Origin of the sequence: Kribbella alba, from assembly GCF_039529635.1 — a bacterium.
Lineage (GTDB): Bacteria > Actinomycetota > Actinomycetes > Propionibacteriales > Kribbellaceae > Kribbella > Kribbella alba.
Map to the genome: position 1 here is coordinate 1143196 of NZ_BAAANE010000007.1, position 25829 is coordinate 1169024.

Sequence of the window (25829 nt, forward strand, 5' to 3'; positions counted from 1 at the left end):
TGGGATCGGCAGCTGGCATCGGCACTGAAAGGCGCGGCCCATGACGCTCCATCACGTATCGACCGGAGAAGGCACCCCGGTCCTGGCGTTGCACGGCTGGACGCCGGACCACCGCCTGATGACCGGCTGCCTCGAGCCGATCTTCGCCGACCTGCCGGGTTACAGACGCCTCTACCCAGACCTGCCCGGAACGGGCCGAAGCCCAGCCGGGTCGATTGACAGTTCGGACGGCATCCTCGCTGCCGTCCAGGCGTTCATCGACGCCGAGATCGGCAATGAACCCTTCATCCTGATCGGTGAGTCGTATGGCGGCTACCTGGCGCGCGGGCTCATCGCCCAACAACCAGACCGGATCCTCGGGCTCGGCCTGATCTGCCCGATCGGGGTGGCGCTGGAGAATGCCGAACGGAATGTCCCAGACCACGTCGTGCTGCAGTCGGACCCCGGCTTGTTCGACTCGTTGACCGAAGAGGAGGTCGGCGATTTCGCTGAGATCACCGTGGTTCAGACAGCCGCGACCTATCAGCACTACCGCGACGACGTGGTGCCGGGCCTGGAGATCGCAGACGCCGAGGCGATGGACCGGATCCGCAAGAACTGGGCCCTCACGGTCGCCCCGGAGAGTGGCCCCGTCTACACCCGGCCTACGTTGATTCTCTGCGGCCGGCAGGACTCGGTGACCGGCTACGAGGACCAATACCCGCTGCTCCCTCACTACCCGCGCGCCACGTACGCCGTGCTCGACATGGCCGGCCACAATCTGCAGATCGAGCAGCCTGACCTCCTCGCCGCACTATTCCGCGAATGGCTCGGACGGGTTTCCCGTGAGGCCGCGTGAGGACCGCGATCGGCCCTGCCCAGATTGGCTACTAGCCGGTAATGTCAGCCGCATGGAGACTGGGAAGCGTCCGATCGGCTGGCCCCTGCTTGTCGCGTTGACCAACGGGCGCACCAGGATCCCGGACGAGCGGCTGACCGCTGCTGTGCGCGGCAAGGTGGTCCTGGTTACCGGGTCGTCCTACGGGATCGGCGAGGCGACAGCCAAGCGCTTGGCTCGCGCCGGCGCGACGGTCTTGCTCGTGGCTCGGACAGCCGATCAACTGGAGGCCGTGGCCGAAGAGATCCGTACTGCGGGCGGTCAGGCCGAGGCCTACCCGACCAACCTCGCGGATCCGGCGGCGATCGAGCAGCTCGTCGCCAGGGTGCTCGACGACCACGGCCACGTCGACGTGCTCGTCAGCAATGCGGGCAAGTCGATCCGGCGGTCCGTCGCCGACTCGTACCAACGGTTCCACGACATCGAACGTACGAACGCGATCAACTACCTCGGGCCGACCAAACTCGTGCTGGAGCTGCTGCCTTCCATGCGCAAGCGGGGCTCGGGTCACATCGTCAATGTGTCGACGGCCGGGGTTCGTACTCCCCCGATGGCGCGCTGGTCCGCGTACCTGGCGTCGAAGGGCGCGTTCGATGTCTGGCTGCGCTGCGTCGCGCAGGAGGTCCGCGCTGACGGCGTAACGACCTCGACCGTCTACATGGGGCTGGTCCATACCAGGATGAGCGAGCCGACGCCTCTGCTGAACAAGCTGCCCGGCCTCACCCCCGAGCAAGCTGCGGACCAGGTCTGTTCGGCTGTCGCGGACAAGCCGCACAACATCACGCCGCCGTTCGTTCGCCCGGCCGATGCCCTCGGCAACCTCTTCCGGGTGCCGACGGACCGGCTCTTCCAGCAGTACTTCCGCCGGACCGACGCCGCGAAAGGGAAGTCGTGATGCCGCGGCCGATCGGACCGATGAGGCCGCCAGACTGGCTGGTGCGCGGTGCCGCCGAGGCTGCCGGCGTGTCGGTCGCTCTCCTCAGGTCAGGAGTCTGGCGATCGGCCCGGCCCACTCAACTCGTACTGATCGAGCGGGCGCTCCGACAGTGGGGCCAGTCGGTGGCGGCGCTGGGGGCGATCGCGGCGATCAGGTATCCGGATCAGCCGGCCGTGATCGACGAGCGAGGCAGCCTGACCTACCGGGAGCTGGACCAGCGCTGCTCGAGGCAGTCAGCCGAGCTGCACGCGCAGTACGGGATTGTTGCTGGGAGCAAGGTCGCGGTGCTGTGCCGGAATCACCGGTGGTTCCTGGAGGCGACACTCGCGGCATCCCGACTCGGCGCTGACGTGCTGTTCGTCAACACGGAATTCGCGCCGCCGCAACTGAAGGCCGTGCTCGAGAGGCACCAACCGGACCTGCTGATCCACGATGAGGAGTTCACCGTCGAGGCCGACATCCCCCGGGTGCTCGCCTGGCACGACGGCGACGGCGACGGCGACGGCGACGGGGGCGGCGACAGCAGGGGCAGTGGTGGGGCGAGCCTGGATGAGCTGGCGAACGGGTCTGCGCCGGAGCCGCCCAAGCCTGACAAGCCGGGGCACATCACGATCCTCACCTCCGGGACGACCGGCACGCCCAAGGCCGCGCCACGTGCACCTACAGCGCTTGGCCTGGCGGGATTGACCGCGAGTGCGCTGAACAGGATCGGCCTGCGGTCCGGCGAGCCGATGGTGATCTGCCCACCGCTCTTCCACGGACTCGGTCTGCTCAACTCGATGCTGGCGTTGTTCCTCGGCTCGCCTTTGGTGCTCGCCCGCCGGTACGACGCGGCCGCCGTGCTCGCGTCGATCGACAGTAATCGCGCCGGCTCGGTGGTCGCCGTACCGGTGATGCTGCAGCGAATGCTCGACCTTGGTCCGAGCGAGATCGCCAAGCACGACCTGCGGTCGCTCCGGGCCGTCATCTGCGGGGCGTCTGCGTTGGGACCGGCGCTGGCTGAGCGGTTCATCGCGCAGTTCGGCCCCGTGCTCTGCGACGCCTACGGGTCGAGCGAGATCGGGATCGCGACGATCGCCACCTCGGCCGACCTCCGGGCCGCACCCGGCACGGTCGGGCGTCCTTGCCTCGGGAGTTCGGTGCGGATCCTCGGCGACGACGACCAAGTGCTGGCCAGCGGCGAGACCGGTCGGATCTTCGCGGGCGGCGGGCTGGTTTTCGGCGGCTACTCGGACGGCAGCAGCAAGGTGGTCGTCGACGGGCGGATGAGCACAGGCGATCTCGGCCATCTGGACGAGTCCGGGCGGCTCTTCGTCGACGGGCGCGAGGACGACATGATCGTGTCCGGCGGCGAGAACGTGTACCCGGTCGAGGTCGAGGACTGCCTGATGAGTCACCCGGCCGTGGTCGAGGCGGCGGTGGTCGGCGTTCCGGATGAGGAGTTCGGCCAGCGGTTGGTGGCCTACGTCGTACTGCGTGCTCCGGTTGAACCCACTGAGCTGATCCAGCACGTGCGCGCCAATCTGGCCCGCTACAAGGCACCGCGCGAGATCGTCGTGGTGGAAGACCTCCCCCGCAACGCGACGGGCAAGGTTGTTCGAGGTCGGCTCAAGGATCTGTGACGCTCGGCGGGGTCGGCGGGTCGACGGGTCGGTGAGCGGACAATGGGCATTCCTTACTGACCGGACTTCGGGCTCTTCTGTCCGTTTGGACAGGAGATCCGCCGAAACCTCGTCTGCATGGACATATATCGTCGTCGTGGCCGTCCCTACCGTTGTATCCACGCGAGACCCGGTGCGGCTGTCCCCTGCCGCCCGAGCCGACCCACGGCGCTGGTTTCGCCGGAGGGAGCAGCAGTGGTGGAACCGCTCCTGGCCGTGGACGGCCTGGCCAAGCAGTACGGGCGGCACCGGGTACTCGAGGGAGTCAGCCTCACGCTGGAGGCCGGCGAGACGGCTGCCCTGCTCGGGGAGAACGGTGCCGGCAAGTCAACCCTGGCCAAGATTCTCGCCGGTGCGGTGCGACCCGACGACGGCAAGATCCGAAGGGACGGCGACGAGGTTTCGTTCGCCAGCCCGCGGGAGGCCTTGACCCACGGCATCGCCTTCATCCCACAGGAACTCGTGTATGTTCCCAACCTCACGGTCGCGGAGAACATCGTCCTCGGGCGCTGGCCTCGCCGCGCCGGCCTGACGTCGCAGGGCTGGGTCCGTCGGCAGGCGGCAGCGGAGGCACGAAAATTCGGGTTCCGGCTGCCTCTCGATCGGCAGATGACCGCGTTGAGCCTCGCGCAGCAGCAGATGGTCGAGATCCTCAAGGCGCTGGCGCGGCGCTCGCGCGTCATCGTGCTCGACGAGCCCACCGCGGCTCTCAACAGCGAGGACAGTCAGCAACTGCTCGACATCATGACCGGACTGGCCGCTGACGGCGTCGGCGTCATCTACATCTCGCACCGACTCGACGAAGTGTTCCGCGCGTGCCGGACGGTCCACGTACTGCGCAACGGCCGGCTGGTGCACTCCTCGGCGGTGTCCGACACGAACCCCGGGGAGATCATCCGGCACATGCTGGGCCGAAGCACCGAGGAGACGGTGGTGGCGAAGCAGCAGGTGGACCGCTCCACGAAGGTGCTCGAGCTGAGGGACTGGGAGCGCAGCGCGTCGCCGTCGCTGCGCCAGGTGTCCCTCGACGTGCATGCGGGCGAGATCGTCGGTCTGTACGGCGTCCGCGGTGCGGGCGCCGAGACCATCGCGGAGACGCTCGGGGGTCTGCACCGCGACGTTCAGGGTCACACGACTGTCGCCGGACGTGTCCTGCGCGGGCTGCGCCATCCCATCGCCAGCCGCCGGGCCGGTATCGCGTACGTCCCCGCCGACCGCAAGTCCCAGGGACTGGTGCTCACTCTGCCGGTGCAGCAGTCGCTGTCCCTGCTGGTGATGCGCGCACTCAGCCGCTCCGGCGTGATCGACGGGCGAAAGGAGCGTGCCCTGGCGCGGCGCCTGGCCGGCGAGGTCAAGCTCCGGGCCCGGGGTCTCGGCCAGGCGGTCGGCGAACTGTCCGGCGGTAACCAGCAGAAGGTGCTGGTCGGCAGCCGACTTGCGAGCAAGCCGCACGTCCTCGTGCTCCAGGAGCCGACCCGAGGTGTCGACGTCGGGGCGCGACTGGAGATCCACCGGCTGCTCCGCCGGTTGGCCGACGACGGCACCGGCGCGCTGCTCGTCACCTCCGACATCGAGGAGGCCGTGATTCTCAGCGACCGCCTCCTGATCCTGCGCGACGGTGCGGTCGTCCAGGAAATCCATCAACCGACCCTGAGTTCTCAGGCAGAAGCGCTGCATGCAGCGGGAGGTCTCGACTAGATGGCCATCCAGACCGAATCCACCACCGAGGATGTCGAGGAAACGCGCGAGACCGCCTGGCAGCGCTTCGCTCTGAATGAGAACACGCTGCGCGCGCTGCTGCTGACCGGTTTCCTGGTGGTGATCATCGCCTACTTCACCGCCCGCGATTCTTCGTTCCTGAGCGGCGAGAACGGCCTGAACATCCTGGTCAACGCCAGCGTCATCGGCATCGTGTCGCTCGGTCAGGTGCTCACCATCATCTCCGGAGGATTCGACCTCTCGGTGAGCGGAACGGTCCCGCTCGGCGCGGTCGTGTTCGCGATCCTCGTCAACAAGGGCTGGGGCGTCCTGCCGGCGGCCGCCGCCGTACTGGCCGTCGGCGCCGTCTGTGGCCTGGTCAACGGGTTGATAGTGGCCAAGGCCAACATCAACCCGCTGATCACCACGCTCGGCACGATGTCGGTGACCGGCGGGCTCGCGCTCACGATCGCCGACGGCGTGCAGATCCCGTTCGACGACCCCGGCAAGGGCGTGCTCGCCGAGCAGTCGCTGTTCGGGGTGAACAACCACGTCTGGATCCTGATCGCGCTCAGCATCGCGCTGTTCCTCGTACTGCGCTACACCGTCGTCGGACGATATCTCTATGCCGTCGGGGGCAACCGAGAGGCCGCCCGGCTCGGCGGCATGCGGGTCGGCGCGGTCACCGCGGGGGTCTACGTCTGCTCGGCGGCGCTCGCCTCGCTGGCCGGGGCCGTCCTGGCCAGCCAGTTGCTCACCGGCTCGGGTACCGCCGGTACCGACTCGGCCCTGCAGTCGATCGCCGCGGTCATCCTCGGCGGCGCCTCCCTCGCCGGCGGTGTCGGCGGGGTGCCGGGAACCCTGATCGGCGTTCTCATCCTCGGCACGCTGGCCAACGGGATGGCCATCCTCAGCGTGCCCTCCTTCTACCAGACCATCACCACCGGCCTGGTTCTCCTCCTCGCCGTCGGCGTCAGCCAGGTCCGCCGGCTCCGCGTCAGCCGATAGCCTCCGAAAGGGATTCATCTCATGCACAGACCAGTTCGGCTCGTCGTGGCCGCATGTAGTGCGCTACTGCTCGCAGCCACCGCCGCGTGCGGGGACTCCGGGAACTCGAGCGACGCCGGTGCGGCCGGCGGGTCCGGGACCTTCAAGATCAGCTTCTCCAACTACACCGAGTCGGCACCGCTCTTCCGGGTCATCCACACCAACCTGGACAAAGCTGTCAAGGACACCGGCGCCGACGTCAAGGTCAAGTGGTACGACAACGGCGGCGACCCGGCCAAGATGCTGCAGAACGCGCAACTGATGGTGCGGGACAAGCCCGACGCCATCGTCATCTACCCCGTGTCCAACGCGACCCAGGGCGTGGGCAAGGTGCTCGGCGACAGCAAGATCCCCTGCGTTTCGGTGAACCTCGACACCGCCACCTGCCAGTTCCTGAACATCGACAACCGGGCACTCGGCGAAGGCACCGCCAAGATCGTCGGCGACGTCGCCAAGCAGCGCGGCTGGAACGCCTCGAACACCACCGTGCTGATCGGGCAGAACGCAGCCGCCGGCGAGCAGGTGAACGACTGCGTCAGCTACTTCTACTCGACCATCGCGCCCATCCTCGGGATGGAGCCGGTCGACGCGAAGGCGATCACCGCGACGACCACCAAGATCGGTGCGAACGCGATCCAGTTCGACGGCGGATCGCAGTTGCAGCCCAGCTTCGACGCGGTGAAGAACCTGCTGCCGAGCGTCCCGAAGGGGAACAACATCATCCTCTACACCGTCAACAACGACTCGACCAAGGGAGCGCTGCGCGCGCTGGAGGATGCCGGCCGCGGTGACCAGGCCAAGCTGCTGATGGGTGGTCTGGGTGGCGACGAGGGCGGGATCAAGGCGCTGCGCGATGACCCGCGCTGGGTGGCCGAGGGCGACATCTTCGTCTCCTGGTGGGGCGAGTACGCCGTGGCGATGGCGCAGGCCCTGGCCAAGGGCAAGACGCCACCCAAGGACGTCACCGCGCTACCGCAGATCGTTCTGGACAAGAAGACCGTGGACCAGTACCACCAGCCGGGAAGCGTGGACGTGAAGCAGTTGCCTCCCCTGGACCCCAGCAACGAGTACCTGCGGGACGGCGGTTTCCTGCAGCTGGTCAAGAACATCAAGGGGCTGTAGCCCGATGACGGATCAGTCTGGCGATGCGCTCGAGGCCACGCTTGCCGACCTCGCGGGCGGCCATACCGGAAACCTCGCCGTAGCGGCGCGGGACCTCGGCAGCGGTGCGGAGGTACTGCTGAATGCCGACGAGGTGTTTCCGACCGCGAGTGTCATCAAGCTGCCCATCCTGGTGGAGCTGCTGCGTCAGGTCGAGGCGGGGAAGCTGGCCCTCGACGACCGGGTCGAACTGCGGGGCGAGGACCAGGTCGGCGGGTCCGGCATCCTCAAGGTGTTCGATGCGGGGCTACGGCTCACCTTGCGCGATGTCGCCACGCTGATGATCGTGCTGAGCGACAACACCGCGACCAACCTGGCCATCGACGCGGTCGGCGGTGTCGCCGCTGTCAACGCAGCGATGGACGCGCTCGGTCTGCCGACGATCCGGCTGCATAACCGGGTCGAGTTCGAGGTCATCGGCGACGACGTACGCCGGCTCGGTGAGTCGTCAGCCCGTGACATGTGTGCGCTGGTGCGAGGCGTTGCCGAGCGCAACGTCTTCGGGCCCGGGGTGTCCGAGGCGGTCGAGCGCGTGCTTGCCGGACAGCAGTACCTCGACCAGGTACCGCGCTACCTCCAGGTGAAGCCGTACGCCGCGGAGCTGGGACTGGACCCGGAGATCACCGTCGCGAACAAGACGGGCTTCTTCACCGGCACCCGCGCCGACACCGGCATCGTCCGCTACCGCGACGGCGGCGGCTTCGCCTATGCGGTGTTCAACCACGAGTCCAAGGACGAGACCTTCCTCGCCGAGGCGGAAGGCTCGGTGCTCGCCGGGCTGGTCGGCAAGGCCCTGGTCGAGCACTGGTGGCCGAGTGGCCGGGACACCGCGCCGACGGTGGCCACGGCGTATGACCCGTCCTGACCGACCGGCCGACGGGCATGACAAGGAGCTGAGGGAGCCCATGACACAGACAGTTCTGATCCGCGACGCCGAGGTCCTCGATGGCACCGGCGCTCCGGCCCGGCGCGCCGACGTACTGGTGGCCGGCGGGGTCATCGAGGCCGTCGAGGAGCCCGGACACCTCGCCGCCGAAGGTCGTACGGTGATCGACGCCGGCGGTACGACGCTGGCGCCTGGCTTCATCGACGTGCACTCCCACGCCGACAACGCGCCGTTCCTCGACGAGCCCGACACCTCCAAGATCATGCAGGGGGTGACCAGCGAGGTCGTCGGCAACTGCGGGTTCAGCCTGGCGCCGCGCTTGAGCGAGACCGGGCCCGCGCTGGAAGCGCTGGTGGGGCGGATCTTCCCCGCGTTGCCGTGGAGCTGGTCGACGTTCGCCGAACTGCTGACCGCGACGGATGCGCGGGGCTATGTCACCAACTACGCGCCACTTGTCGGACACCACGCGCTGCGGGCCGCGGTCCTCGGCATGTCCGATGGCGCGCCCGATGACAAGCAGCTCGTGATGATGGGCGACCTGCTCGACGAGGCGATGGCTGCGGGCGCCTTCGGCCTCTCGTCCGGTTTGATCTATCCGCCCGGTCAGTTCGCGCAGACCCAGGAGCTCGTGGAGCTGGCCAAACGTCTCCCACAGAGCCGGCCCTACGTCACCCATATGCGCGGCGAGGGCTCGCAACTGCTGGCCAGCATCGCCGAAGCGGTGGCCATCGGCGAGGGCAGTGGACGCCGGGTACACGTCTCCCACCTCAAGACCGCGGGCAGCACCAACTGGGGTCAGATGCAGGCAGCTCTGGACCAGCTCGACCAGGCCCGGGACCGCGGACTGGACGTGCGTCACGACGTCTATCCCTACACCGCCAGCAGCACCATGCTGAGCGCCGTGCTGCCGCCGTGGTTCCAGGAGGGCGGCAGTCCGGCTGTACTGCGCCGGCTCAACGATCCAGTCGCGCTCGACCGATTGCGTGACCAGCTCGGCCAGGACGACGGCACCTGGGAGAACCACATCTATGGCGCCGGCTGGGACGGGGTCGTGGTCGCCTCCTCGGCCAGCCACCAGTACGAAGGCCTATCGCTGGCACAACTCGCGGCAGACCGCGGCACCGAGCCGTTCGAGGCGCTGGTGCACGTGCTGCGACAGGAGGAGCTCAAGGTCAGCATGATCCTGTACTCCATGCGCGAGGACGACCTCACCCTCGCCATGCGTCACGAGCTGACCATGATCGGTTCCGACGGCCTGCCGCCGGGTGTCGGCGGCAAGCCACACCCCCGGATGTACGGGACCTTCCCACGAGTCCTCGCGCGTTACTCCCGTGAGCTTGGCACCCTAGCCCTGCCCGACGCCGTACGGCGGATGACCTCGCTACCGGCGGAGTCCTTCGGGTTGCACGACCGCGGAACGATCGCTCCGGGCAAAGCCGCCGACCTGGTCGCGTTCGATCCTGCGGAGGTCCAGGACCTCGCCGACTACACCGAGCCCACCCGGGAGCCGGCGGGCATCGCCTGGGTGATGGTCAACGGGCAAGTCGTAGTCCGGGCCGGCCGGTACCTCGGCCCGCGCGCGGGTCGACGGCTCCGACCGCCGGCATGAGCGGGCCGACAGTGAAGACGGAGGTCCTTTCGGACGCCTGGCGCCATGCGGGGCGGGCGGCTCAACACAGCGGGGTCGAGGTGCACCAGATCAGCGGCGAAGACGCAGCGATGGCTCAGACGGTCATCCGCGAGGCATGGGGCCGGCAACAGATCCCGCAGAGCAACCTCCTGCATGCCCTGTCGCACGCCGGCAACGCCGTGCTCGCAGCTGTTCGCGACGGCACCCCGGTCGGCGTGGCGTTCGGGTTCCTCGGCTGGTCCGGCGGCCTACACCTGCACTCGCACATGACGGCTGTGGTCCGCGGCTACCAGTCCCGTGGCATCGGGTACGCCCTGAAGTCGTGGCAACGTGCGCTCTGCCTCGAACACGGTGTCACCGAGATGCGATGGACCTACGACCCGCTCATCGCTCGCAACGCCTACTTCAACCTGGTCAAACTCGGTGCGCAGGTGCACGCCTTCTTCCCTGACTTCTACGGCGCCATGGACGACACAGTGAATGCCGGTGACTACAGCGACCGCTTCGAGGTCTCCTGGCAACTCGACTCCGAACAGGTTGTGGCTGCTCTGGAGCGCCGCGTGCGTCGCCCGGAGTCGGCCGCGGAAGTCGTCGCCATCCCGGCTGACTACGACGCGCTCCGGCAGTCCGACCCGGCCGCGGGCCGCGAGATCCGGCTGAGCACCCGGGAGCAGTTCGTGCGGCTGTTCGCAGCAGGCCTGCGCCCTGCGTGGGGCGACGGCGGGTACGTCTTCGCGGCCGCGTCGAAGCGCCCCAGCGAGACCGTTACCGCCGCGCATGGCTGACCCCGGCCTGCTGCTTGGTCTGCGCCAACTCGAGGACTCGATGCTCGCCGTGCTCGAGGACCTCGTGATGACCGAGACGCCAAGTGACGACCTTCGCCTGCTTCGCAACGGCACCAGGCTGCTGAGCGGCCTGGTGAACCGGCTTCTGGGCGAGGCTCCCGAAACGGTCGAGGTGGACGGCCGGTCGCACCTGCGACTTCGCGGCTCCGGAGACCGGCCGGTCCTCGTGGTGTGCCACCTCGACACTGTCTGGCCGGCCGGCACGACTGGTCGCTGGCCGTTCGCCGTCGCCGACGGGCGCGCCACCGGGCCTGGCGTCTTCGACATGAAAGCCGGCCTGGTGCAGGCCCTGTACGCGATCAGCGCGCTGAGCCGGACGGATGGTGTCACGCTGCTCGTCACGACAGATGAGGAGATCGGGTCACCGACCGGCCGGGCACTTGTCGAGGACGAGGCCCGCCGGTCCCGGGCCGTGCTCGTTCCGGAGCCAAGTGCGGCGGGAGCGCTCAAGACCGCACGCAAGGGCATCTCGATGTACCGCCTTCACGTCCAGGGCCGGGCCGCACACGCCGGCCTGGAACCTGAGCGCGGCGTGAACGCCCTGGTGGAGCTCGCCCGACAGGTGCCGCGCATCGCGGACCTCGGCGACGCAAGGCTGGGTACGACGGTGACCCCGACGACCGCGACGGCAGGCAGCAGCCGCAACACCGTTCCGGCCACCGCCGAGGCGGCCATCGACGTCCGGGCGGCAACCGTGGCCGAACAGGAGCGGGTGCATGCCGAACTCGCCGATCTGGCACCGGGCACGGACGGCGCAGTCCTGCGGCTGGAGGGAGGCATCAACCGGCCGCCGTTCGAGCCGGACGCCTCCGCCGGCCTGATGACGCTGGCCGAACGCTTCGCCGACGAGCTGGGACTTGCGCCGCTGCGCCAGGCCAGCGTGGGGGGCGGGTCGGACGGAAACTTCACCGCCGCGCTCGGCGTCCCGACCCTGGACGGGATCGGAGCGGTCGGCGACCACGCACACGCCGAAGGCGAGTACAGCCTCACCGCGCCGATGAGCGAGCGGGCAGCGCTCCTGTGCGCATTGATCGACCACCTCACGGAGGACAAACCATGAAGCTGCAGACCGTCGAGTTGCGCCGGATCGCCCTTCCGCTCGTCCGCCCGTTCCGCACCTCGTTCGGAGTGCAGACGCGCCGCGACGTGCTGCTGATCCACATCGTGACCGACGAGGGCGAGGGTTGGGGCGAATGCGTTGCCCTCGCTGATCCCTTCTACAGCAGTGAGTACGTCGAGGGCGCGCAGGCCGTCCTCCGTGACTACCTCGTCCCTCGCTTGCTGGCGGCGCCGCACGTGACCGCGCGTGCGGTCGCCCCGCTGCTCGGCGAGGTGCTCGGCCACCGGATGGCGAAGGCGGCCATCGAGACCGCCGTCCTCGACGCCGAGCTCCGCGCTCACGATCTGTCGTTCGCCTCCTACCTCGGCGCCACCCGCACCGAGGTGGAGTGCGGGGTCTCGGTCGGCATCGCCCCGTCCGTGGACAAGCTGCTCGAGGAGGTTGCCGGCTACATCAAACAGGGCTACCGCCGGATCAAGCTCAAGATCGAGCCAGGCTGGGATGTCGAGCCGGTCCGGGCCGTCCGCGAGTCGTTCGGTCCGGAGCTGCCCCTGCAGGTCGACGCCAATGCGGCGTACGACGCTGCCACCTCGGCGAAGCTGGAGGCACTCGACGAGTTCGGTCTGCTCCTGATCGAGCAACCGTTCGCCGAGGACGACCTGCACCAGCACGCGGTCCTCTCCCAGCGCATCAGGACCGCTGTCTGCCTGGACGAATCCATCACCTCCGCGCGTGCGGCAGCCGATGCCATCCGGCAGGGCGCCTGTTCGGTGATCAACGTCAAGGCGGGCCGGATGGGTGGCTACCTCGAGTCGGTGCGAGTGCATGACGTCTGTGAGGCACTGGGCATCCCCGTGTGGTGCGGCGGCATGCTGGAGACCGGCATCGGCAGGGCCGCCAACGTCGCTCTGGCCGCGCTGCCGAACTTCCGCTACCCGGGCGATACCTCGGCCTCGGACCGCTACTACCACCAGGACGTCACCGAGCCCTTCGTACTGCGTGACGGGATGCTGCCCGTACCCTCCGGTCCCGGCATGGGCGTCGAGCCTCGACAGGAGGTTCTCCAGGAGTTGACCACCAGCGTCGAAACCTTCCGGCGCTGACCGGCGCCGAGCCAACCCCGGCTTAACGAAGGAGGCGGAGCTGAAGCGCCAGCATCAGCCGCTCCGTCGGATCGTCGAGGTCTATCCCGAGGACGTCCGTGGCCCGGCGGAGACGGTAGCGGAAGGTGTTCGGGTGCACCTGTAGCCCGCCTGCTGCCAAGCTCACGTCCCCGAAGTAGTCCAGATAGGCGCGGAGCGTACTGACCAAGGCCAGGTCTCGGGCGCTGCCGTTCTCGGCCAACAGGCGGAGGGGGCCCTGCAGCAGGTGTGGCCGTTCCCGGACCAGGTCGAGCACTTCAAGCAGGTTGGCCGCAGCCCGCACATCGTCGAGGTCAGCGACGGTACGCCGCGTTTCGGGCCGCAGCAGCACTCGCATGACCCGGTCGACGTCTTGCCGGGACTCCACCACCCGGTCGAACGACGTCACCGGGCGCCCGATCGCGGCATACACCTTCGCCTGTGTCGCACCGGTGACGCGCCGCGCGGCCTCGCTCGCGAACTGGCGGATCTCCCTCGCGATCGCGGCGCCGGAGACTACGACGTACACGCGAGGGCTGACGTCGAGCGCAACGGTGACGCGGTGGACCGTGGAGCAGTACAGGTCGATCACCTGCAGCAGCCGACCGCCCGGCAGGCTGCCTCCGAGGGCTTCGAAGGCCACCACGACGTACGGGGCGTCGGGCGCCAGCGCGAGCCGAACGGCGGCGACATCTGCAGCGGTACCGTCGAGCAGGTCACGCACCATCGACCTGCGCAGGTTGCTCTCAGCATGGAGATCCAAGCGGTGCCGCATGATGTGCAGCGCCGCCGTCAGGGCCGCCTCGCGAAGGATCTCGCTTTGGTCCTCGGCGAGTGGTTCGCCCTTCTCGGCGACCCAGATCGAGCCGAGCAACTCGCCTGCGGCACGCACGCTGATCGCGACCCGGCGGCTCAGCTGGACCTCGGGCATCGCCTCCATGTGCACGACGTCGTCACTGGATATCAGTTGGCGGAAGACACCGCGCTCCTGCAGCAGGCGCATGTACTTCTGTGGCACCCGACGACCGAGGATCGTCTCCTTCCGCGGCTCGTCCACCTGCTTGGTGACGCTGGAGTAGGCCAGCACATGCGATTGCGGGTCCTCGATCGTCACCGCACCGCGGATGCGCTGGGCCAGCGAGTTGGCGAAGGCGAACAGATCACCGAGCGGAGCGCCGGCGAGCTCTTCGACCGCTGAGCTGATACCGACCCGCAACATGGTGGCGAGGTGGACCCACGGGACGTCGGTCGGCGCCGTCAGGATCACGATGCGGCGCCGCCGTGCCGCGACTGCGACTTGTTCGGGCAGGGTGTCGTCGACGTGCAGCACGATGGCGGCATAACCCTGGGCCGCTGCTCGCTGGACGAGCTCGACCGCGTCCTCGCCGCGCGGGTCGACCCCGACCGCGAGCAGCGCCTCTCCCTGCCCCTGCTCGACCTCGAGCAGGGGGTCATGGACGCACACCCCTGCCAGGGACCGGTCGAGCGAACCATCCGGGGCCACCGCGACCGTGATGAGGCTCGGCCCGAGCCGTCTGATGACCTCCCGCAAGGTCTGAGCATCGCGGCGAGCCGGGGTCCTGGCTGCCATCGCACCTCCTCAGTCCTCGCTCGACCTTCAGCTATCCCAAGCATGCGCGTTGCCGGAGGACCTTCCCGCAACACCACGGGAAAGGTCCTCCGGAACCGTCTAGCGGACTCCCAGCGCCGCACCGACCTCGGCGAGGCGGTCGGTGTAGACCTTCGCCAGCCGGCCGTCCTTGCTGGGGCCGACGTTCAGCAGGTACTGATACCCATGATCGCGCTGGTAGGTCTCCTCGTCGACGATGTCCGCCGTCGTCCGCGGCTCGACCGACTGGTCGGTGTTGAACCAGTCCCAGTTGCTGGTGCTGATCATGTCCGACATCTGCACCGGGTTCGTCAGTCCCGCCGGCGGCCGGCCATCCTCGTACTCGAGCACGTCCGAGGTGGCGATCGTGTCGTTCTTGTCGTTGTTCACGATCACCGTGCCGGGTGACACGTTGCGGATGAAGTCGCGCACCTGGTCGTACCCGATCTTGCCGTAGCCCGCGAACTGCCACGCGTCGAACCAGATCTGGTCGACGAAGCCGTACTGGGTGAGCAGCTCACGGATCTGGTTGAGCGCCAGTTCGGTGCTCTCGCCGTTGCTGCGGTCCCAGATGGAGTAGTACAGCCCGACGTTCAACCCGGCCCTGCGGAACGAGTCGGCGTACTTGCGCACCACATCGCCCTGATAGGGGCTGGAGGCAACGTCATAGGTATTCGAAGCCGTGTCCCAGAGCGCGAACCCGTCGTGGTGCTTGGTCGTGAGCACGCCGTACTTCATCCCGGCGCTCTTCGCCGCGGCCGCCCACTGGTCGGTGTCCAGGCTGGTCGGGTTGAAGACGCTCGGCGAGGTGTTCGGAGTGGCCCACTGCTCGTTCGTGTAGGTGCCTAGGCCGTAGTGGATGAACATGCCGAACTGGTTGTCGCGGATGTGTTGCGCGACATCCGGCACGGCCGGCTTCTCGTCGCTGAAGATCTGCACCTCGGCGAGCGTCAAGTAGCCGGTGAGCGCGGACTGGACCCGGACATAGCGCGCTGTCTTGCCGAGCTTTAGCGACTTCTGCTGCCCGATGTTGCGCACCCGGTACGAGCTGACGCCCGGTTGCTGCAAGGTCTTCTTCAGGTCGGTGGACGCGAATGGCTGGGCGGAGGTGAACACGTAGAAGTCATTCAGCCGGTCCTGGCAGCAGTCCGTGCGGTTCCAGACGGCGATCGAGGTCAGCTTCTTGCTCGCGCCGAGGTCCGCCTGCCACCACGGGTTGAGCTGCGACGCCGTGTTGCTGAGCGACCGGTCGTTCCAGGCTCCGTCGACGTTGTTGTCCTGCGCTCTGGTCGGGACACCGCCGTCCGCGACACTCGACTGCGTAGTACGGGCGCCCAGTGCGACGTTCCGATACTGCGGGACGGGGGTGGCCGCGCTCCGGCGAACCTGAACCTCCGCCAGCGCGAGCGCGTTCTTGCCGTTCAGCTGGATCCGGACGTACTGGCCATCGCGACCGATGTTCAGCTCAACCTTTCCCGCGACCAGATCGACGTGATACGCCGTGACACCGGCCTGTTTGCGGGACTCGTCGAGCGAGTTCGAGGCGAACGGGACGTTCGACACCAGCACGTAGAAGTCGGACAGGCGGGACACGCAGCAGTCGGTGCGGTTGTAGATCGCGATACTGCCGATCCGCTGCCGGCTCTCCAGGTCGACCTGCCACCAGGGCTGCAGTTCGTCACTGGTGTGCGACAAGGATCCGTTCCAGAAGCCAGCGTCGGTGTTCCCGTCGACCGCACGGGAGGCGGGCGCCGCGATCTCGTACTCCGAACTCTGGCTGGCCGTTCTTCCCAGCGCGAGGTTGTCATCAGCCAAGGCCGCGGCTTGGGATGCCTGAGGTCCTGGGGTTAGGGCAGTTGCCGTCTGGGAGGCGAGCATCCCAACGGCCAAGGCGGTGATCAGCGCGGTGATCAGGCAGGCCGCCGATGCGCGGCGCCTGCGGACAAGACCTACTGCTGACACAGCGATCTCCTGTCATTCGTCGGGCGGGACGAATCGGAGACTAAACCGAGAATTCGGGAAATACTAGATCCTATAGGATCTATCCTGTTGCGACACCAAGCCTCTGGGACGGACCGCGGTTGGGCGGCCGGCGTGCGAGAGCTCGCCGATCGTCCCCCGACCGTGACGATCTCAGTGGCCGATGGTCATCTCGGCCGAGTTCCAGATCTCCAATGTGCAGCCCGCGCCGGCTGCTGGACGCCCGAGTGGTATTCGAGGTGCCGGGGGTTTACTCGCCGGCCGGGTCGGGGTACGAGATGTTGATCGCGCGACTGATCGGCGGGGCCGGGCTCTTCGAGCGCAAGCTCGTCCTCGGCTCATGCTGGGCATGCGGCCCGGTTCGCGCTGTGCCTGCCCCGACTGTTCCGCGGCGCACACCGACACGGGGCAGCCTGAGCCGCGGCGAGGACGATTGATGGGAGACTGGACGCCGTGAAGATCTTGGTCGGGTATGTGCCGACGCCCGAGGGCGAGGCTGCCCTCGACGCGGCCGCGGCCGAAGCCAGGCTGCGGGGTGCGTCCGTCATGCTGCTCAACACGAGCCGGGGCGACACCTACCTCCACACCCGCTACGCCAACGCGGAGGAGCTCGCCGCGGCTGAGGCCCGGCTACGTGCTCACGGCGTCGAGGTGACGATTCAGCAGGCCGTCAGCAGCGGTGATGTCGCGAACGAGCTGCTGAAGGCGGCGGCCGCAGAGGAGGTCGGGCTGATCGTGCTCGGTCTTCGTCGCCGCAGCCCGGTCGGCAAGCTGATCCTGGGCAGCACCGCCCAACGCGTCCTCCTCGAGTCGCCCGTCCCCGTCCTCGCCGTCAAGGTCCCCTCGCCCCACGACTGACTCTGACCCCTGCGTCCGAGCAAGTGGTGGGACTCACCGAGGCTTCTATCCTCGACGACCTCCAGCGTGCGGCCGAGGTGGGCGTTGACCGCGTCGACTGGGATCTGAACATCGTGGGCACCCCGATCCTCGACCAGCTGGACGCCTTCCGGAGGCTGGCGAAGCTGCTCTGGTGAAATCCACGTGAGTGGCTGGGTCCGGACGCCTAAACTGGTCGGTGACATGCCTGATGCCCGGACCGAGTCCACCAGTCCCTCCCCAGCCCCCGATTCACCCCGGAACCCCGCGTCTCCGCAGGCTTCCGCTTCCCCGCAGAGCGACCGTCCCACAGGCGGAGCTGATCGCCCACGCCGTCCTCGGCCGAACCGACGCCGGAAGAAGCCGGCAACTGCTTCGCCCGCCGGCGCCGGGCAGGCGCCGGCTCACAGCGCTCACAGCGCGCCCGCTCAAGACTCTCCCGCTCAAGACCCGGCTCGACAACCAGGTCGATCGGTCGCGCCCGCCGGTACTGCGGAGCGTGGTGCGGCTGGGATCGCGGAGTTGGCGGCGCGCCTCGAGGGTTTGACGGCGTCCGACCGGGAGCAGTTGGGGCGTCGGCTCGAGCGGTTGCGGACGCTCAGAACCGACGAGAAACGCCAGGGAGCGCTCTCCGACATCACCGCCAGGATCGAGCAGGCGGAGCACCGCGTCGAGCAGCGGCGGCTCGCCGTACCCGAGATCACCTATCCCGAAGAACTTCCGGTCAGCCAGCTCAAGGACGAGATCGCGGCGACGATCCGCGACCACCAGGTCGTCGTGATCGCGGGTGAGACCGGTTCCGGCAAGACCACTCAGATCCCGAAGATCTGCCTCGAGCTCGGCCGCGGCGTGCAGGGCATGATCGGGCACACGCAGCCCCGCCGGCTCGCGGCTCGGACGGTCGCGGAGCGGATCGCCGAGGAGCTCGGCACCGAGCTGGGCGAGACCGTCGGCTACGCGGTCCGGTTCACCGACAAGGTCAGTGAGCGCTCTCTGGTGAAGCTCATGACCGACGGCATCCTGCTCGCGGAGCTGCAACGGGACCGCGACCTCAGCCGCTACGACACCCTCATCATCGACGAGGCGCACGAGCGCAGCCTCAACATCGACTTCATCCTCGGCTACCTGAAGCAACTGCTCCCCCGCCGTCCCGACCTCAAGGTGATCATCACCTCGGCGACGATCGACCCTGAGCGGTTCGCCGAGCACTTCTCCGACGCGGCAGGCCGGCCGGCGCCGATCGTCGAGGTCTCCGGCCGCACCTACCCGGTCGAGGTCCGCTACCGACCGATCAACGACGCGGACGACCCGAGCACGCTCGACCGCGATCAGACCCAGGCGATCCTGGAGGCCGTGGACGAGCTCGCGCTCGAGGCACCGGGCGACGTACTGGTGTTCCTGAGCGGCGAGCGGGAGATCCGCGACACCGCCGACGCTCTACGCGACCACAACCTGCGCAACACCGAGATCCTGCCGCTCTACGCCAGGTTGTCGAACGCCGAGCAACACCGCGTCTTCCAGTCCCACGGTTCGAGCCGCCGGATCGTGCTCGCCACCAACGTCGCCGAGACCTCGCTGACCGTTCCCGGCATCAAGTACGTGATCGACCCGGGCACTGCGCGCATCAGCCGGTACTCGCACCGCACGAAGGTGCAGCACCTGCCGATCGAGCCGGTCTCCCAGGCCAGCGCGAACCAGCGAATGGGCCGCTGCGGCCGGACCAGCGACGGCATCTGCATCCGCCTCTACACCGAGGAGCATTTCGAGAGCCGGCCGGAGTTCACCGACCCGGAGATCCTGCGCACGAACCTGGCGTCCGTCATCCTGCAGATGACCTCGATCGGGCTCGGCGACATCGCCGCCTTCCCGTTCATCGACGAGCCGGACAAGCGCAGCATCACCGACGGCCTGCAGCTGCTCACCGAGCTCGGCGCCATCGACTCGGCCAGCTCCACCGACCGGTCGCGCCGGCTGACCCCGGTCGGCCGGCAGCTCGCGCAGATCCCGCTCGACCCGCGGCTCGCCCGGATGATCGTCGAGGCCGACAAGCACGGCTGCGTCCGGGAGGTGATGGTGATCGCCTCCGCGCTCTCGATCCAGGACCCCCGCGAACGACCGACCGATGCCGAGGCGCAGGCGACCCAGCAGCACGCCCGGTTCCGCGACCCGAACTCGGACTTCCTCGGCTTCCTGAACCTGTGGAACTACCTCAAGAAGCAACAGAACGAGCTGTCCGGCAACCAGTTCCGCCGGATGTGCCGCAACGAGTACCTGAACTACCTGCGCGTCCGCGAGTGGCAGGACATCTTCGCGCAGCTGCGTCAGGTCGCCGCGCAGATCGGTGTCACGCTCAACTCCGGCGAAGCGGCAGACCCGCAGAGCGTACACATCTCATTGATGGCCGGTCTGCTGTCCCACCTCGGCATGAAGGATCCGGCGAACCAGCACCAGTACCTCGGCGCGCGCGGAGCCAGGTTCGCGATCTTCCCGGGCTCGGGCCTGTTCAAGAAACCACCGCAGTTCGTGATGGCCGCCGAGCTGGTCGAGACGTCGCGGCTCTGGGCGCGCGTGAACGCCAAGATCGAGCCGGAATGGGCCGAGGACCTCGCGGAGCACCTGATCAAGCGCAGCTACTCCGAGCCGCACTGGGAGCGCAAGGCCGGCGCGGTGATGGCCTACGAGAAGGTCACCCTGTACGGAGTACCGATCGTTGCCCGGCGCAAGGTCAACTACGGCAAGGTGGATGCCGAGGTGTCGCGCGAGCTGTTCATCCGGCACGCGCTGGTCGAGGGCGACTGGGACACCCACCACAAGTTCTTCCACGAGAACCGTAAGCTGATCGAGGAGGTCGAGGAGCTCGAGGAGCGCACCCGGCGCCGGGACCTCCTGGTCGACGACGAGACGCTGTTCGCGTTCTACGACGAGCGGATCGGCTCGGACGTCGTCACCGGGCGGCACTTCGACACCTGGTGGAAGAATGCCCGGCAACGCGACCCTGATCTGCTCGACTTCGAGCGGTCCCTGGTGGTGCGCGAGGGCGCCGAGGTCAAGGAGAAGGACTTCCCACTCACCTGGACGCAGAACGGGATGACCTTCGACCTGACCTACGCGTTCGAGCCCGGCACGGACGCGGACGGCGTCACCGTTCACATCCCCCTGCTCGTGCTCAACCAGGTCACCGCCGACGGGTTCGAGTGGAGCGTGCCGGGTTTCCGCGAGGAGCTCGTCACCTCCCTGATCAAGTCGTTGCCCAAGGCGATCCGGCGCAACATCGTGCCGGCGCCGGACCACGCCCGCCGGGTGCTGCCGAACCTGGATCCGGCCTCGGGTCCGCTGACGGACGCCCTGGCCCGTGAGTTCCGCTCGCTGCGGGATGTGCTGATCGAGCCGGAGGACTGGGACTGGAGCAGGATCCCCGAGCACCTGCGGATGACCTTCCGGGTGGTCGACGACAGCGGCAAGACTGTTGCCGAGAGCAAAGACCTCGCCCGGCTGAAGGAGCGGTTGAAGCCGAAGACCAAGGCCGCCATCTCGCAGGTCGCGTCGAAGGCCGTGAGCGGACTGGAGCGAACCGGCCTGACCGACTGGACGTTCGACGTGCTTCCTCGCAGCTTCTCCGAGCACCGTGGCGGTCTGACCGTGGCCGGATACCCCGCGTTGGTTGACGAGGGCAAGAGTGTCTCGGTGCGACTGCAGGAGACCGAACGGGACCAGACCGCCTCGATGTGGAACGGCACTCGTCGGCTGCTGTTGCTGACCATGCCGTCCGTGATCGACGTGGTGCAGCGGCACCTGTCGAACCAGTCGAAGATGACGCTGATGAACAGCCCGCACCGCAACGTCGGCGATCTCCTGGACGACGCTGTCTCCGCGGCCGTCGACCAACTGATGGCCGACGCGGGTGGCCCCGTCTGGGATGCCCAGGGATTCGCCCGGCTCAGAGACGCAGTACGGGCTGAGCTTGCGGATACCGTGCTCGCGATCCTGGCGCAGGTCGAGCAGGTGCTGTCGCTTGCCCGGGCTGTTGACCGGCAGATTTCCAAGGCATCCAGCCCTGCTCTGCTGGCCACGCTGTCCGACGTACGGGGTCAGCTCGAAGGGTTGGTGCATCGCGGGTTCATCACCGAGACCGGCGCCAAGCGGCTGCCCGACCTCGTTCGCTATCTGCGCGGGATCGAGCAGCGCCTGGAAAAGGTCGGCGCGAACGCGATGCGGGACCGGTCGGGGATGGCGATCGTGCAGACGCTGACCGACGAGTACGACAAGCGCCTGAAGGCGGTGCCCGCCGGCAAGTACCCGAGTCCGGAACTGCTCGAGGTCCGCTGGATGCTCGAGGAACTCCGGATCAGCCTGTTCGCGCAGACCCTCGGCACGCCGTACCCCGTGTCGGACAAGCGCATCCGCAAGGCGCTCACGACGGCCTAGCGAATCAGGCCCCGGGCATCGGGGCGTCGAGGAAGGTCAGCACCACGTCACGGGCCAGGTCGGTGCGGGCGAGCCCGAAGAAGTGCGTCGTGCCGGGGAACACCGCCAACTGCGACGCGGGCACCCCCACGAAGTCGCCGTTGACGTCCCCGCCCCGTAGCTGCAGGAACCGCACCGCGTGCTCCAGTTTCACGGCGTCGCAGTCGCCCACGGTGATCAGGGTCGGTGCGGCGATACCGCGGATGTCGTCGTCGGACCACCCGGTGAAGCCGCGGTCGAAGCTGCCGAGCTTGTCGAGCAGGCCCTGCAGGTGCTCGCGGTCAGGGTGTGGCGACTTGGCCAGATACTCCGCCTCCATCGGCGTGCCCGCGATCAGGTCGACGCTGAGCTCACCCATCGCGTCCGCGTTCTCCGCGCGGTCGCCGTCGCGATGGAACGACGCCGAGGAGATGATCACCTTGCGGACGAGCTCAGGGTGCCGGATCGCCAGGTACTCGGCCACGGCGCCACCCACGCTGAAGCCGAAGACGTCCACCTGCGGCACGCCGAGGTGCTGAAGCAACCCGATGACGTCGGAGGCCAGGTCGGCGGTGGCCAGTGGACGGTCGATGTCGTTGGTCCGCCCGTGCCCCTGGAAGTCGGTGGCGATGACCTGACGGTTCTCGGCCAGGCTCGGGAGCAGCTGGCCGAACTGCAGGTCGATGTTGAACAAACCGCCGTGCAGCAGGAGCAATGGCGTCCCGCCCGAACCGTGGATCTCGTAGTACAGCTGCAGGCCGTTGACCGGGGCGTACCCGGACTGCGGCCTGCGATGCGGTGGTCTGGTCGGTCACAGCGTCTCCCGTTGGTCGGATGCCTCCTATCTATCAGTTGCGGGGTTCGTGAAGCAGTGGCCTGCCGGGGTCCCGGCAGGCCACCGAACGTCACGGGTAGCTGACTAGATAGCGCTGCTGGGTGGCGGCGTTGGCGGTGCCGCCGGTGTTGTTGATGACGTTGGCGATCGTGCCCACCCCGCCGAGTGAGACCGAGACCAGGTCGTGAAACCTGACACCGGCGGTATCAGGCACCTCGAAGGATCGGCTCGCGACGATCGACGGGTTGGTGTTGAAGAAGGAGTAGCTGCCGACGCCCCACGCCTCGTGGCTGGTGACCGTGTTCGCGACCTTGTACGCCGCCCAGCCCTGCGTCCCCGGACCGCTGCTCCAGGACGCCTGGTCCGGAACGTCGTACGGGAACTCGTTCTGGTAGAAGTACGTGCGGCCGCCGTTGCCGTTCCAGAGCGTCTCGTACTGCTGGTAGTGCTCGACGAACAACCCGTACATCGTCACGTTGTTGCCGTTCACAACCAGTCCGTTGGCGGCGGTGTTGTCGTTCCAGCCGACGTGATCGCCGTGGTCCGCGCGCCACAGCCACAGATGATCGCCGATCACGTTGTTGCTGTTCACCCGCAGGCTGACGCTCGCCCGGCCGACCTGAGCACCGCCGCCGATCCGGAAGAACACGTCGTGCAACGAGGTCGGGTTGGCCGCGTGGTTCGCGGCGGAGCCCGCCGGGCCGACCTCCACCAGCACCGGCGAGTTCACCGGTCCGGCGTCGACCAGGAGTCCGGCGAGCTTGACGCCGTCCACGTCGGCGACCGTGATCGCCGCCTGCCCGGTGTCCGGGATCAGCGTCGCCAGGCCGAGGCCCAGTACTACGGTGTTGGCGCGGGTGACCCGGATGGTGTCGTTCAGGTGGTAGACGCCGGGCGTGAACAAGAGGTGCTTGCCCTGGTCGAGCGCGGCGTTGATGGTCGCCACGGATGCGCCCGGCTTGACGACGTAGAACTCGCTCAGCGAGATCGACGAACCGGCCGCGGGACCGTGGGACCAGCTGGTGCCGACGCTGTTCTGCCGCAGGGCGGGGACGAACACGTTGTAGTTGCCGGCAGCATCGAAGTACAGGAACGGCTTCTCCCGGATCTGCGGGGTCTGGCCGACGACTGTGTGGGCTGGGTCCGGGAAGTGTTGCGGTGGCGCGCCGGTGGTACCGACGAACACCATGTTCCAGACCGATCCGGCCCAGCCGCCGAACTCCGAATTCCGCGACATCCACTGCTGCTGCGAGCCGGAGACCACGGTGTTGTCGATCTTGGTGTCGGCGAACAACCCGCCGCTGGCCCAGCCGTCACCGCCGTTCCAGAGCTGGATCTCGGGCGCGCCCTTCAGATGCATCCGCCGGTACGGCGCGGCCTGCGCGACGGCCCATCGCTCGATCTGTCCGGGTGGCGTCGTCACCGCCAGGTTCTCCGCGGAACGCCAGAAGTTCTGGGTGGCGTTGCCCTTGTTGTTCGGGTTGTCACCCTGCTGCAGCCAGTCGGCCTCGACCCGGACATGCCCGTTGAGGTTGACGTCGTCCGGCGAGAGGCCGAGGCCGGCGACCTGCGTGTAGAAGCCGAGGTTCACGTCGGCGTTGTAGGTGCCGGGCTTGAACAACGTCGCGTAGCGCTCGGTGCCGAACTGGTTGGTGTGCTGCTCCGTGGCGATGGCGTTCAGACGGTTCTGGAGCTCCGCCTGCGGGGTGCTCGGGCTGAAGACGAAGACGTTCGGGCCGAGGTCCGGGTTGCGCGGATCGGTCGGTGGCACCGGATCGGTCGAGCCGCCGCCTGTCGTGTGCACGACGAGCTCCCAGAGTGAGTAGCCGAAGGTCGTGCCGCGCTGGGTTCCGTTGACCCGGAGATAACGGCCGCTGCCGGTGACGTCCAGGGTCTGCGTTCCACCGGTGCCGGTGGTGGTCGAGTAGAGCTGGGTCCACGCGCTGGCGTCGTCAGAGACCTGGACCTGGAAAGCCTTTCCGTACGCCGCTTCCCAGCTGAGCACGACCTGGCAGACGGCCTGGGTGGAGCCGAGGTCGACCTGGATCCACTGAGGATCCGAGAAAGCGCTCGCCCAGCGGGTTCCGGGGTTTCCGTCGACCGCGGCAGAGGCCGGGACTCCTGCGTTCTCGGTGCTCGACGCGGTGGCCGGCTTACCCTGCGCGGCATTGGAGGTGCCGCAGGCGGTCGGGCCGCCGTCCGTTCCGCCGTACACCTGGAACTCCCAGAGCGAGTAGCCGTAGCCGGTGCCCCGCGCGGTGCCGAGCATGCGGACATACCGGCCGGCACCGGTGACGGCGAGGTCTTGGACGCCGCCTGTGCCGGTGGTGGTCGAGTAAAGCTGCCGCCAGTCGGTGGCGTTGTCCGAGACCTGGAGCTGGAAGGACTTGCCGTAGGCCGCCTCCCAGTTGAGGACGATACGGGTGATGGGTTGGGCGGAGCCGAGGTCGACCTGCAACCACTGCGGATCTGAGAAAGCGCTCGCCCATCTCGTGCCGGTGTTCCCGTCGACGGCGGCGGCCGCCGCGGTGCCGGCGTTCTCCGTGCTGGAACTGGTGGCGGGTTTGCCCTGGGACAACAGTGAGACGGCAGTCTGAGCTCTGCCGCTCGCCTGGGCCCTGCCCTCCGGTGGAGCGACCAGGAAGACGGTGACGAGGAGGAGCGCGGCGGACACCAGGGTCAGCCAGCGCTGGAGGGGTGCCGGAGAGCGCGCTCCGGACAGCGGGGAATTGAGCATGGCGAAACCAATCAGGAGAGGACGGGGCGGCATCCTGCGAACCCCGGTGATCGACCGCGGGCTCGTAGTTTCCTGCAGGTGAGAGAGCGCTCTCCCAGAGAGTGGCCGCAACTCGACCCACTGTCAAGGGAACGTTCCCCGAGTGGCGGTTCCGGAACTTACACCGCCTCCCAAGCTGCGTCCAACGTGACGCCAGACGCGGTGGACGCGAGCAGAGGTGGGACGCTAATCGGCTGCGGCTGCGGCTGAGGTTGGGTGAGCGGGGGCGCGGTCGAACCGTGGGTGCGGGCGCTCGACTGACCGGTGCACTTCTGGGGACCTCGGACACCTACTTGGGGGCCGGGACAAGGCATTTGGTGTCCGAGGTCCCGGGTTGGTGTCCGGACCCCCGACAGCTCCCCCGGGTCAGGGGACGAAAGCGCGCTG

The 25829-nt window shown here is 68.0% G+C and carries 18 protein-coding genes; 14 read left to right on the forward strand and 4 right to left on the reverse strand.

Features of this window, described 5'->3' with window-relative positions:
- The first annotated feature begins 40 nt into the window (after positions 1-40).
- The 11 genes from ABD210_RS23225 (at position 41) to menC (ending at position 12905) form a co-directional block, all read left to right on the forward strand.
- On the forward strand, positions 41-838 hold the full coding sequence (locus ABD210_RS23225) for an alpha/beta fold hydrolase (protein WP_344114093.1): 798 nt from the start codon (positions 41-43) through the stop codon (positions 836-838).
- A gap of 52 nt (positions 839-890) precedes the next feature.
- Positions 891-1772 (forward strand): SDR family NAD(P)-dependent oxidoreductase, encoded by an 882-nt coding sequence (locus ABD210_RS23230; protein WP_344114095.1) that lies wholly within the window; start codon positions 891-893, stop codon positions 1770-1772.
- Positions 1773-1792: 20 nt separating this feature from the next.
- Positions 1793-3436 carry an AMP-binding protein gene (locus tag ABD210_RS23235; RefSeq protein ID WP_344114096.1) on the forward strand — a complete coding sequence of 548 codons (1644 nt, stop codon included), beginning with the start codon at positions 1793-1795 and terminating at the stop codon, positions 3434-3436.
- A 234-nt stretch (positions 3437-3670) separates the two neighbouring features.
- Positions 3671-5173 carry a sugar ABC transporter ATP-binding protein gene (locus ABD210_RS23240; protein ID WP_344114098.1) on the forward strand — a complete coding sequence of 501 codons (1503 nt, stop codon included), beginning with the start codon at positions 3671-3673 and terminating at the stop codon, positions 5171-5173.
- Positions 5174-6181, forward strand: a complete 1008-nt coding sequence (locus ABD210_RS23245; protein ID WP_344114100.1) for an ABC transporter permease — start codon at positions 5174-5176, stop codon at positions 6179-6181.
- Positions 6182-6202: 21 nt separating this feature from the next.
- Positions 6203-7342, forward strand: a complete 1140-nt coding sequence (locus ABD210_RS23250; RefSeq protein WP_344114101.1) for a sugar ABC transporter substrate-binding protein — start codon at positions 6203-6205, stop codon at positions 7340-7342.
- Positions 7343-7346: 4 nt separating this feature from the next.
- The gene (locus tag ABD210_RS23255) at positions 7347-8246 is read left to right on the forward strand and encodes a serine hydrolase (RefSeq protein ID WP_344114103.1); all 900 of its coding nucleotides are present in this window, start codon (positions 7347-7349) and stop codon (positions 8244-8246) included.
- Between the two features lie 40 nt (positions 8247-8286).
- On the forward strand, positions 8287-9876 hold the full coding sequence (locus ABD210_RS23260) for an N-acyl-D-amino-acid deacylase family protein (protein ID WP_344114104.1): 1590 nt from the start codon (positions 8287-8289) through the stop codon (positions 9874-9876).
- Positions 9873-10682: a GNAT family N-acetyltransferase gene (locus tag ABD210_RS23265; RefSeq protein WP_344114106.1), complete on the forward strand. Its 810-nt coding sequence runs from the start codon at positions 9873-9875 to the stop codon at positions 10680-10682. Before ABD210_RS23260 ends, ABD210_RS23265 begins: the two co-directional genes overlap by 4 nt.
- A complete protein-coding gene (locus tag ABD210_RS23270; protein WP_344114107.1) occupies positions 10675-11802 on the forward strand; it encodes a M20/M25/M40 family metallo-hydrolase in 1128 nt (375 codons plus the stop codon). Before ABD210_RS23265 ends, ABD210_RS23270 begins: the two co-directional genes overlap by 8 nt.
- Complete coding sequence (gene menC / locus ABD210_RS23275; protein ID WP_344114109.1) at positions 11799-12905, forward strand: o-succinylbenzoate synthase; 1107 nt, start codon at positions 11799-11801, stop codon at positions 12903-12905. Before ABD210_RS23270 ends, menC begins: the two co-directional genes overlap by 4 nt.
- Before the next feature lie 22 nt (positions 12906-12927).
- Here menC and ABD210_RS23280 read toward each other — a convergent pair whose 3' ends face one another.
- Complete coding sequence (locus tag ABD210_RS23280) at positions 12928-14514, reverse strand: helix-turn-helix domain-containing protein (protein ID WP_344114111.1); 1587 nt, start codon at positions 14512-14514, stop codon at positions 12928-12930.
- A 99-nt stretch (positions 14515-14613) separates the two neighbouring features.
- Positions 14614-16494 carry an alpha-L-fucosidase gene (locus ABD210_RS23285; RefSeq protein WP_344114112.1) on the reverse strand — a complete coding sequence of 627 codons (1881 nt, stop codon included), beginning with the start codon at positions 16492-16494 and terminating at the stop codon, positions 14614-14616.
- Positions 16495-16965: 471 nt separating this feature from the next.
- Between ABD210_RS23285 and ABD210_RS23290 the strand changes: the two genes are divergently transcribed.
- From ABD210_RS23290 to hrpA, 3 genes are all read left to right on the forward strand, one after another.
- Positions 16966-17370, forward strand: coding sequence for a universal stress protein (locus ABD210_RS23290; RefSeq protein ID WP_344114113.1), 405 nt, complete (start codon positions 16966-16968; stop codon positions 17368-17370).
- Positions 17371-17396: 26 nt separating this feature from the next.
- On the forward strand, positions 17397-17546 hold the full coding sequence (locus ABD210_RS23295; RefSeq protein WP_344114114.1) for a hypothetical protein: 150 nt from the start codon (positions 17397-17399) through the stop codon (positions 17544-17546).
- A 364-nt stretch (positions 17547-17910) separates the two neighbouring features.
- A complete protein-coding gene (gene hrpA / locus ABD210_RS23300; RefSeq protein ID WP_344114115.1) occupies positions 17911-21813 on the forward strand; it encodes an ATP-dependent RNA helicase HrpA in 3903 nt (1300 codons plus the stop codon).
- Between the two features lie 4 nt (positions 21814-21817).
- Here the strand turns inward: hrpA and ABD210_RS23305 are convergent, their stop codons facing one another.
- Positions 21818-22546: an alpha/beta fold hydrolase gene (locus ABD210_RS23305; RefSeq protein ID WP_344114116.1), complete on the reverse strand. Its 729-nt coding sequence runs from the start codon at positions 22544-22546 to the stop codon at positions 21818-21820.
- Positions 22547-22736: 190 nt separating this feature from the next.
- The gene (locus ABD210_RS23310; RefSeq protein ID WP_344114117.1) at positions 22737-25403 is read right to left on the reverse strand and encodes a discoidin domain-containing protein; all 2667 of its coding nucleotides are present in this window, start codon (positions 25401-25403) and stop codon (positions 22737-22739) included.
- Between the last annotated feature and the right edge of the window lie 426 nt (positions 25404-25829).